The organism is Nonomuraea diastatica, assembly GCF_004349015.1.
GTDB classification, from domain to species: domain Bacteria; phylum Actinomycetota; class Actinomycetes; order Streptosporangiales; family Streptosporangiaceae; genus Nonomuraea; species Nonomuraea diastatica.
This window is the reverse complement of record NZ_SMKP01000002.1, coordinates 128,253-135,828: the sequence shown is the minus strand read 5'-3', so window position 1 is coordinate 135,828 and position 7,576 is coordinate 128,253. Positions and strand designations below refer to the sequence as shown.

Genomic DNA, 7,576 nt, shown 5'->3' with positions numbered 1-7,576 from the left:
CTCCAAAAAAGGTCTGAACCCAACCAAACAAAAGGAATCCGTCGAATCGACTCAACGCCGATAGACGGGGTTGTGCATCATGCACTGGCTTTTAACACACTGTTGAGTTCTCAAGAAACGCACGCGTGCTTCCTTGCCGGGATTCTCTTGAAATCCAAACTCGGAGGCGTCTTTACGTGCCTTCACTTTATCAGGCGGCCTATTTCTCCGTCAAACCCGAAAGCTTGAAGAAAATCGGTCAACCTTTTTTGGATGTGCACCCCGCTTCCGGGGCAGCCCCCGCAACCTACCGTGCCATCCGAGGCGTGTCGAAACAACCGATTTTTCGGCGATCGCGACGCGCCCGCAGGCACGCCGAAGCTGCTCCGCCGATTGGCTCGTCCTATCAAGGGGCTTGCCCTGGGGCCCGTCCACCTGACCGGCGTCCGGCTCACACCCGGGGCGAACTGAAAGACTAGGTCGCGATCCGCGACACGTCAAATCGTCCCGCCCATCCGGCGCGGCGGCCGGTCACGATTCGGGCGTCGCGCGGGCGATGGCCTCCACGCAGCGGGCCAGCAAGGCCCGCAGCGCCGCGCGCTCCTCGGCGCTGAACTCGGCCGCGATCGCGCGTTCGATCAGCACCGCCCGCTCGTCCGCGGCCTCCAGCGCCGCGCGTCCGGCGGACGTGAGCCGGGTCTCCAAGACGTTGCGGTGCCAGGGGTGCGGCGAACGCTCGACCAGGCCGCGTTCCTCCAGGTTCTTGAGCACCACGGTCATGGCCTGCGGGGTGACGAGACACGCTCGCGCCAGCGCTGCGCCCGAGATGCCGGGACTGTCGGACAGCGCGAACAGCGCGGCGTACTGCGGAACGGTCAGCCCGGCGGGCCGGACCGCTGCCTGCTTTGCGGTGATCAGAGCCTGCTCGGCGCGCTTGATGTCCAGTCCGAGCCGTTCGTCAGCAGGCATGCCCATAGCGGGGAGCGTACAACCACGTACGACGATTCGATCCTTGATGGATATCAAAGCTTTGATATGCTGCGCACGTCCGATGAGCTGAGCATGAGGAGAGCGCGGATGATTCCCGCAAGCCACCTTGACCTGCTGAGCCGGCCGTTGTTCGCCCACCTGGCGACCCGCGGGCCCGACGGAGCTCCCCACGTCAACCCGGTATGGACGGTCTGGGATGGGGAGGTCCTGCGGTTCACCACCACGACCGACCGCCGGAAGTGCAGAAACGTCATGGAGAACCCGCAGGTGGCGGTCTCCATCAACGACCCCGACGCGCCGTACCGTTATCTGGAGATCCGTGGAGTGGTCGAGCGGGTGGAGCCCGACCCGTCGGGCGACTTCTTCGACGCGCTCGCCGACCGCTACGGCCTGGAGTACGAACGGCCGATTGCCGATGCCGAGCGGCGGGCCGTGATCGTTATGAAGCCGACACACACCACCCGGCAGTAAAGCGCTCAGCGGCGGATCGTGATCGTCTCCGCGAGGGCCCGCACCTGCCGCGGCGACTCGAACAGCTCCGCCGCCATGCCCGCCTCTCGCGCCGCGGCGACGTTCACCGGGTTGTCGTCGAAGAACAGGATGTCCTGCGGCGTCGCCCCGACCCTCTCCGCACAGATCTCGTACGCACGCCGCTCCGGCTTGGCCGCCCCGATCCGGCACGAGAACGTCAACGAGGCGAACCGTCCCAGCCAGTCACCATGACGCGACTCCCAGAAGGGCACCAGCTCCTCGATGATGTTCGACAGCAGGCCCAGCCGGTGCCCCTGGTCCGCCAATTCGTGCACGACCTCCACCATCGACTCGTCCACGTCGCTCCAGCTGTGCAGGTCGGCGTCGATGAGCGCGGGCACGTCCGGGAAGCGCGTGCCCAGCCGGTCGGCCACCGCGCCCCAATACGCGACACCGCTCTGGCCCGCGTCATAGGACGGCCGGCAGGCCCAGTACGCCTCCCAGAACCGCTCCTCCGGTACGCCCGCCAGTTCGACGAGCCGTCGCCGGCTCTCCGGACTCTGGGTCCGGGCAATCACGCCATAAAGGTCGAACACCATCACATTGGCCATGCGCCCGACTCTACGGCGCGTATCCTGCCCCGGTGACCACTGCCGCCACGCTAGCTCCCCCTGTCCGTCCCGCCGCGCGTGTCCGCACGTCAGCGCCCTGGTGGATGGCGTCCGTCGCCGGGATCGCGGCGTTCACGGGCACGGGCTCCGCCACTCTGAACGGCGACGAACTGGCCACCGTCAGCGCCGCCTCCCGGTCGTTGTCCGGAATGTGGGAACTGGCCCAGCACATTGACGGCCATTTCCTGCCCTACTACCTGTTCATGCATTTCTGGGTGAAGGCGGACACGGCGGAGTTGTGGTTGCGGTTCCCGTCCGCGGTGGCGATCGCCGTGGCGGCCTGGTTCCTGGCCGATCTGGGCCGGCGCCTGCACAGCGTCCGGGCCGGTGTGATCGGTGCGGCCGTTTTCGCGATCCTGCCGACGGTGTCCTATTACGGGGCCTTCGCCAGGTCTTACGCCTTCGCCGCCGCAGCGGTCGTCCTCTCGTTCTGGGCACTGCACCGGGCGCTCGAGCGGCCGGCCGGCCGGCGGTGGGTGCTCTACGGGGTGGCGGTCGCGTTCGTGTGCTCCACGCACCTGTTCGCGGTGCTGGTGCTGCCCGCTCAGCTGTTCCTGGCCCGCCGCGCCGTGCTGGCGCGGATGGCCGCGGCGCTGGCCGCCGGGTGTGTTCCCGCCGTGGTGCTGGGGCTCATCGGGTACGGCGAGCGGCACGCCATCAGCTGGATCCCGCAGCGAGGGCCGGAGGTATGGCTGAAGTTCCCGAAGATGGCGGCGGGGACGACCGGGCTAGGCGTGATGTTGTTCGCGCTGGCCGTGGCCGGGGCGGTGCTGCTGTGGGCGGCGGCGCGCAGGCGGGCGCCGGGCGTGGCCGGTGGTCCGTGGGTGTTCGCCCTGGCGGGGTGGCTCGTGCTGCCGCCGGTGCTGCTGCTCGCGGTGTCCCACCTGGTGACGCCGGTCTACGTCGACCGCTACCTGTTCGTGACCGCTCCCGCGCTGGCGCTGCTGGCCGGGATGGCCGTGGCCTGCGTCCCGCGGCTCCCCGTGGTGACCCCGGTAGTGGCCACGGTGGTGACGGCAGTGGTGGTCGTGCTGCTCGGATGCGTGTTGTCGGTCCAGGAGCACGTGGACGTACGCGAAGAGAACGGGCGCTTCGAGAACATCCCGTGGGCGCTGCGCGTGATCAAGGCCGAGCCCGACGACGCCATCGTGTACGGGCAGAGCCAGCTGCGCGCGGGCTTCGACTACTACGCCGACTCCTTGATGCCCGTCGACGTGCTGAGGACGGGCGATTCCCCTGTCCCCGGCGGGTTCGGCTATCCGGAGCGCTCCGATGTCTCGGCGGCCCTGGAGCAGCGCGATCGGGTGTGGGTCGTCTGGCGCGGGACGAAGAAGTCGGGGCTGGAGGGCGACGGCCTCGACCGGGTCGGGGAGGTGCGGCAGGCGGGCTTCGAGCTCGGCCTCGCCAAGCACTCCGGCGATCTGCCTGGGCTGACGGTGGCGCTGTTCACCCGCCGGTGAGAGCCTCCGAGAAGAAGGCGGGCCCTCCCCTGACAGGAAGGGCCCGCCTCGCGCTTCCGGTCAGCCGACCTCGACGCCGCCGATCGACTTCTTGCCGCGGCGCAGGACCATGTAGCGCCCCGCCAGCAAGTCATCGGAGGTCGGTACGTAGGACTCGTCGGTGATCTTCACGTTGTTGAGGTACGCCCCGCCCTCCTTGACCGCCCGCCTGGCCGCCGACTTCGACTCCACCAAGCCGCTGTCGGACAGCAGGTCGACGAACGCCGCTCCGAGTGACTCGACCTTGGCCTTCGGCACCTCGGCGAGCGCGGCCCCGAGCGTGGCGGCGGGAAGCTCCTCCAGCGCGCCCTGACCGAACAGCGCCTTGGAGGCGGCCACGACCGCGTCGAGTTCGCGCTTGCCGTGGAGGAGCTCCGTAAGGTCCTCGGCCAGGGCGCGCTGGGCCTGACGGGCGAAGGGGCGTTCGGCGACGGCCTTCTCCAGTTCCTCGATCTCCTCGCGGCTCTTGAACGTGAACACCTTGAGGTAATGGATGACGTCACGGTCGTCGGAGTTGAGGAAGTACTGGTAGAAGGCGTAGGGCGAGGTCATCTCGGGGTCGAGCCAGAGGGCGCCGCCCACCGTCTTGCCGAACTTCGTACCGTCGGCCTTGGTGATCAGCGGCAGGGTGAGCGCGTGAACGTGCGTGCCCTCGATGCGGCGGACCAGGTCGGCGCCCGCGGTGATGTTGCCCCACTGGTCGCTGCCGCCGATCTGCAACGTGCAACCGTAGCGGCGGAACAGTTCCAGGTAGTCGTAGGACTGCAGGATCTGGTAGCTGAACTCGGTGTAGCTCAGGCCCTCCCCCGACAGGCGCGCGGACACCGCCTCCCTGGCCAGCATGCGGTTGACCGGGAAGTGCTTGCCGATGTCGCGCAGGAAGTCGATCGCGGTCAGCTCGCCGGTCCAGTCGAGGTTGCTCACCATGAGCGCCGCGTTCGGCTGCGCGTCGAAGTCGAGGAATCGGCCGACCTGGCCGCGCAGGCGCTTCACCCATTCCGCCACGATGTCGCTGGAATTGAGCGCGCGCTCGGTGTTGCGCCCGCTGGGGTCGCCGATCAGGCCGGTCGCGCCGCCGACCAGGCCGATCGGGCGGTGCCCCGCGAGCTGGAAGCGGCGCAACGTCAGCAGCGGCACGAAATGGCCGACGTGCAGCGAAGGAGCGGTGGGGTCAAAACCGGAATAGACCGTGATCGGTCCCTTGGCCATGGACGCGCGCAGGGCGTCGAGGTCGGTGGACTGCGCGATCAGACCTCGCCACGCGAGGTCATCGAGAATGTCGGTCACGGTGCCGGCTTTCCAGTAGACGGGTTGACGTTGATTCGATACAAGCGTGCCTGATCGCTCGGGCAGGCCGCCACTTGGATACGCTTCGTGTCCATGTGGAAGGTCCGTCGCGAGCTGGCCGTTTTGAAGATCTTAGGGGCTCTGGCATGCGCCGGACTCGCCCTTTACTGGTGGGCCGGAGCCGACGTGGGCGGCGTGATCCTGGCCGTTCCCGCGGCCGTGCTGATCGGCGCGATGGGCCTGCGCGACCTGCTCGTTCCCGTACGGCTGGCGGCCGACGAGAGCGGGATCACCGTGGTGCACGGGTTCGCGGGCAGGCGGCACGTGCCGTGGGAGGCGATCTGCGACATCAAGGTCGACGTCCGCAGGCGGTGGGGTCTGCGCAGCGAGATGCTGGAAATCGACACCGGGGACTTCCTGCACATCTTCAGCCCTCACGAGCTGGGCGCCTCCCCCACGGACGTGGCCGCGGCGTTGCGGCGCCGGGGTACGTGAGCGCGGTACGGCGAGACGGCCGGGTCGCCGTCGATCCAGAACCGCCACGGCGTCTCCTTGGCCGTCGAGACGCCCGTGCGGGGGCCCGACCTGATGGCGGACGGATCCGCGGGGCGGCCCTCCAGCATGACCACCGCGCCGTGCGGGACACCGGTGAGCCGGTGATCCCGCGTTAAGAGCGTCTCCGTTTCGCCGGGCGCGCCCGGCCAGATCGCGTCGATCCCGTTGTGCTCGCGGAGCAGACCGAGGGCGACCGCGAGCCTGGCCGGTCCGCGGGCGAGATCACGATCGGCGACCCGCCGGCCGCCTCCCGCGGGCGCGGAAGCCGAACCGCCCGTACGGCGGGCGCGGGCGACGTCCACGCCCGCCACCACCTCGCCCGCCCGCAGCAACACGGCCGAGCCCGAGCCCTCCGGCAGGCACACGAGGTTCGCGCAGAAGTGCATGCCGTAGGTGAAATAGACGTAGACGTGGCCGGGCCGGCCGAACATGACGGCGTTACGCGGTGTTCTGCCGCGGTAGGTGTGGGCGGCCGGATCCTCCCCCGGGCCGCCATACGCCTCCACCTCGGTCAGGCGCACGGCGACGGGACCGTGGACGAGGACACGCCCGAGCAGGTCGGGCGCCACCTCGGGCGACGGCCGGTCGAAGAAGCTCCGCGGCAGCGGGGCGGAGCTCAGCTGCCCGCCGCCCATGCCGCCTGCGCGTCGACGGACTCGCGCAGCGCGACGAGCTGGTCGCGTACGCGGTCGGGTGCGGTGCCGCCGTGGGCCTTGCGCGCGGCCAGCGCGCCGGGCACGCTGAGCACGTCGCGGACGTCCGGGGTCAGGTGCGGCGAAACCTTGACCAGCTCGTCGTCGGTCAGCTCGCCCAGGTCCTTGTCGTTGACCTGGCACCACACCACGAGATGGCCGACCGCCTCGTGCGCCTCGCGGAACGCCACCCCGCGGCGCACGAGAAGCTCGGCCAGGTCGGTGGCCAGCGCGAACCCGTCGGGGGCCGATGCCTCCATGCGGGCGGTGTTGACGCGCATCGTCGCCACCAGGCCGGCCATCGCGGGCAGGACCAGCAGCAGCGTGTCGACCGCGTCGAACACCGGCTCCTTGTCCTCCTGCAGGTCACGGTTGTAGGTCAGCGGCAGGCCCTTGAGCGTGGTCAGCAGCGCCGTCAGGTCGCCGATGAGCCGCCCCGACTTGCCGCGGGCCAGCTCGGCCACGTCGGGGTTCTTCTTCTGCGGCATGATCGACGAGCCGGTGGAGTAGGCGTCGTCCATCTCGATCCAGCGGAACTCCTGCGAGGCCCACAGGACGATCTCCTCGCCGAGCCGCGACAGGTGAATGCCGATCATGGCCGCGTCGAACAGGAACTCCGCCGCGAAGTCGCGATCGGCGACGGCGTCCATCGAGTTGGGCGCGGCGGCGGAGAAGCCCAGCTCCTCGGCCACGGCCTGCGGGTCGAGCGGCAACGAGGAGCCCGCCAGCGCGCCGGCCCCGAGCGGGGAGATCGCGGCGCGTTTGTCCCAGTCGGTGATGCGGTCGATGTCGCGGGCGAAGGCGTGCACGTGGGCCAGCAGCTGGTGGCCGAACGAGACCGGCTGCGCGTGCTGCAGGTGCGTCATGCCGGGCGCGGCCGTCTCGGCGTGCTGCTCGGCCTGCGTCATCAGGGCCGTCTCGAGCTCGACCAGGCGGGAGACGATCGTGCGCGCGTTGTCGCGTAGGTAGAGGCGCAGGTCGGTGGCGATCTGGTCGTTGCGCGAGCGCCCGGCGCGGAGCTTGCCTCCGAGCGAGCCGAGCCGCTCCAGCAGGCCCCGCTCCAGCGCGGTGTGCACGTCCTCGTCGGCGACCGTCGGCCGGAACTCGCCCGCCTTGCAGGCGCGCTCCAGGTCGTCGAGCGCGCCGATCATGCGCTCGAGCTCCTCATCGCTGAGCAGCCCCGCCCTGTGCAACACCCGGGCGTGCGCCCTGGACGCCGCCAGGTCGTACGGCACGAGCCGCCAGTCGAAGTGCACGCTCACCGACAGCCGGGTCAGCGCGTCGGACGGACCTCCTTCGAAGCGTCCGCCCCACAGCCGCATCGGCTTGCCATCACTCACCGTCATCTCCTCCGTGCCGTGTTCAATGATCGCGCCCGCTTCGTGGTCGTCGGCATCGTGTCTCGCGCTCCCCCGAGCTCCTGCGCTCCGGC

8 protein-coding genes are annotated in these 7,576 nt (G+C 69.6%); 3 read left to right on the top strand and 5 right to left on the bottom strand.

Annotation, left to right across the window (positions count from 1 at the left end):
* Positions 1-510: 510 nt before the first annotated feature.
* The gene (locus tag E1294_RS01260) at positions 511-954 is read right to left on the bottom strand and encodes a MarR family winged helix-turn-helix transcriptional regulator (RefSeq protein ID WP_220447489.1); all 444 of its coding nucleotides are present in this window, start codon (positions 952-954) and stop codon (positions 511-513) included.
* Positions 955-1,056: 102 nt separating this feature from the next.
* Here E1294_RS01260 and E1294_RS01255 point away from each other — a divergent pair, with 102 nt between their 5' ends.
* The gene (locus tag E1294_RS01255; protein WP_132503746.1) at positions 1,057-1,440 is read left to right on the top strand and encodes a PPOX class F420-dependent oxidoreductase; all 384 of its coding nucleotides are present in this window, start codon (positions 1,057-1,059) and stop codon (positions 1,438-1,440) included.
* A gap of 5 nt (positions 1,441-1,445) precedes the next feature.
* Here E1294_RS01255 and E1294_RS01250 read toward each other — a convergent pair whose 3' ends face one another.
* On the bottom strand, positions 1,446-2,051 hold the full coding sequence (locus E1294_RS01250) for an HAD-IA family hydrolase (protein ID WP_246082748.1): 606 nt from the start codon (positions 2,049-2,051) through the stop codon (positions 1,446-1,448).
* A gap of 32 nt (positions 2,052-2,083) precedes the next feature.
* On the opposite strand from E1294_RS01250, the gene E1294_RS01245 reads away from it, so the two are divergent.
* A complete protein-coding gene (locus tag E1294_RS01245) occupies positions 2,084-3,571 on the top strand; it encodes a glycosyltransferase family 39 protein (RefSeq protein WP_246082747.1) in 1,488 nt (495 codons plus the stop codon).
* Between the two features lie 60 nt (positions 3,572-3,631).
* On the opposite strand, the gene tyrS is transcribed toward E1294_RS01245, so the two are convergent.
* Complete coding sequence (gene tyrS / locus E1294_RS01240; protein WP_132503745.1) at positions 3,632-4,897, bottom strand: tyrosine--tRNA ligase; 1,266 nt, start codon at positions 4,895-4,897, stop codon at positions 3,632-3,634.
* Positions 4,898-4,990: 93 nt separating this feature from the next.
* Here tyrS and E1294_RS01235 point away from each other — a divergent pair, with 93 nt between their 5' ends.
* Positions 4,991-5,392 (top strand): PH domain-containing protein, encoded by a 402-nt coding sequence (locus E1294_RS01235; RefSeq protein WP_132503744.1) that lies wholly within the window; start codon positions 4,991-4,993, stop codon positions 5,390-5,392.
* Here E1294_RS01235 and E1294_RS01230 read toward each other — a convergent pair.
* Together E1294_RS01230 and argH are read right to left on the bottom strand one after the other, a co-directional pair.
* Positions 5,332-6,087 (bottom strand): DNA-3-methyladenine glycosylase, encoded by a 756-nt coding sequence (locus E1294_RS01230; RefSeq protein ID WP_132503743.1) that lies wholly within the window; start codon positions 6,085-6,087, stop codon positions 5,332-5,334. The genes E1294_RS01235 and E1294_RS01230 overlap by 61 nt on opposite strands.
* Positions 6,069-7,490 carry an argininosuccinate lyase gene (argH, locus tag E1294_RS01225; RefSeq protein ID WP_132503742.1) on the bottom strand — a complete coding sequence of 474 codons (1,422 nt, stop codon included), beginning with the start codon at positions 7,488-7,490 and terminating at the stop codon, positions 6,069-6,071. Before argH ends, E1294_RS01230 begins: the two co-directional genes overlap by 19 nt.
* Positions 7,491-7,576: the final 86 nt, after the last annotated feature.